The sequence below is a fragment of the Streptomyces sp. NPDC058664 genome (genome assembly GCF_042716635.1).
Classification (GTDB): domain Bacteria; phylum Actinomycetota; class Actinomycetes; order Streptomycetales; family Streptomycetaceae; genus Streptomyces.
The window spans coordinates 1-1,430 of sequence record NZ_JBHXRW010000209.1; the positions used below are offsets into that span (position 1 = coordinate 1).

Below are 1,430 nucleotides of genomic sequence, written 5' to 3' on the forward strand. Positions count from 1 at the left end.
CTCAGACCGCGTTTGAGATCTGCCGTAGAGCCGTAGACCTGACCGAGGCTGACAGGACGATCCCGTCTTGGTGATCGGTACGATCGGCAGGTTGGAGGGGATGTGATGTTGCAGGTTCTGTACAGCGGGGAAACCAGAGAGCTCGAGCTCTCCGGGACGCGTCAAGGGCTGCTGACGTTCGGGCAGCTGCTGCGGGGGAAGGTCGGAAGCTGTGATCTCTCGGAGAACCGGCGCCCTTTTCCCTACGAGAGGTCGCTGTCCGAGATCGCGTTCCAGGAGGATCCGGAGCGGGCCACCGTTTCGATCGTCACGGAAGCCCAGATCCTGAGGATCCAGGGGGCGCGGGAAGCTCTCGACCTCCTCGTCGACAACATCAAGGGCTTCGCCTCCGAGGCGGACGCACGCGATCATTGCCACGTCGACTCTTCGACATACGACTACATCGCGCCAGAGTCGGACCCGCTGGTGATTGCGTTCATGAAGTGAGCGGAGAGCCTTCGGCCGCACCGCGGTTGAGCCCGTAGGACTCAGTGCGAGAGAACGATCGTGGACCTGGTCGGGTTGCCGGCCGACCTCGGGTAAGGCGGCGGACCATGATGCCGATCATCGCCCAGCGGATCATCGTCTCCGAATGGGCGGGGCTGGTCTCGTAGTCCCGCGCGAGGCGCCGGTGGGCGGTGAGCCACGAAAAGGTGCGTTCCACCGCCCACCGCTTGGGCTGGACCTGGAAGCCGCGCTGGTCAGGATCCTTGCGAACGATCTCCAAGTCGCGGTCGAGGATCTGGGCGGTCCACCCGACCAGGCGGCCGGCGAAGCCCTGGTCGGCCCAGACCTTCTTGACGCCGGGGTGACCGAGCCTGGTCCACAGCAGCGGCCGCTTCGCGCCGTCACGGTCCTGAATGCTTGCCGCGACAACATGGACGGCCAGGAGCAGGCCGAGGGTGTCGGTGACGATGAACCGCTTGCGGCCTTTCACCTTCTTGCCCGCGTCGAAGCCCCTGGTGGCTACGGGGACGGTGTCGGCGGTGCGGACGGACTGCGAGTCGATCAGGCCCGCGCTCGGCTCCACGTCGCGGCCGTCGACTTCACGCACCTTGCCGCGCAGAGCGTCATGGATCCGCTCGACTGTGCCGTCGTCGTGCCACCAGGTGAAGTACCAGTACACCGTCGGCCATGGCGGGAAGCCCTTCGGCATCTGCCGCCAGGCACATCCGGTCCGGACCACATAGAAGATCGCGTCCACGATCCGCCGCCGCGGGTGCTTTTCCCGCCGACCACCCTTCGGGCCTACCCGGGCCGGCGGCAGCAACGGCTCCACCAACGCCCACTGCCCATCCGCCAGGTCCGACGGATACCCACCCCCAGAACCACTCACACAGAGCTCAACGACCCCGCCAGCCTCACGGCACGGCAGATCTCAAACGCGGTCT

The 1,430-nt window shown here is 66.2% G+C and carries 2 protein-coding genes; one reads left to right on the forward strand and one right to left on the reverse strand.

From position 1 onward, the window contains the following. Positions 1-105: 105 nt before the first annotated feature. On the forward strand, positions 106-486 hold the full coding sequence (locus ACFWUY_RS41610) for a hypothetical protein (protein WP_384122236.1): 381 nt from the start codon (positions 106-108) through the stop codon (positions 484-486). Here ACFWUY_RS41610 and ACFWUY_RS41615 read toward each other — a convergent pair. Beyond that, the gene (locus ACFWUY_RS41615) at positions 476-1,375 is read right to left on the reverse strand and encodes an IS5 family transposase (RefSeq protein ID WP_384122241.1); all 900 of its coding nucleotides are present in this window, start codon (positions 1,373-1,375) and stop codon (positions 476-478) included. The genes ACFWUY_RS41610 and ACFWUY_RS41615 overlap by 11 nt on opposite strands. Positions 1,376-1,430 lie beyond the last annotated feature (55 nt).

Excerpts from the sequence above, each read along its gene's own strand:
- ACFWUY_RS41610 (WP_384122236.1), top strand. The coding sequence starts at position 106 with ATGTTGCAGGTTCTGTACAGCGGGGAAACCAGAGAGCTCGAGCTCTCC.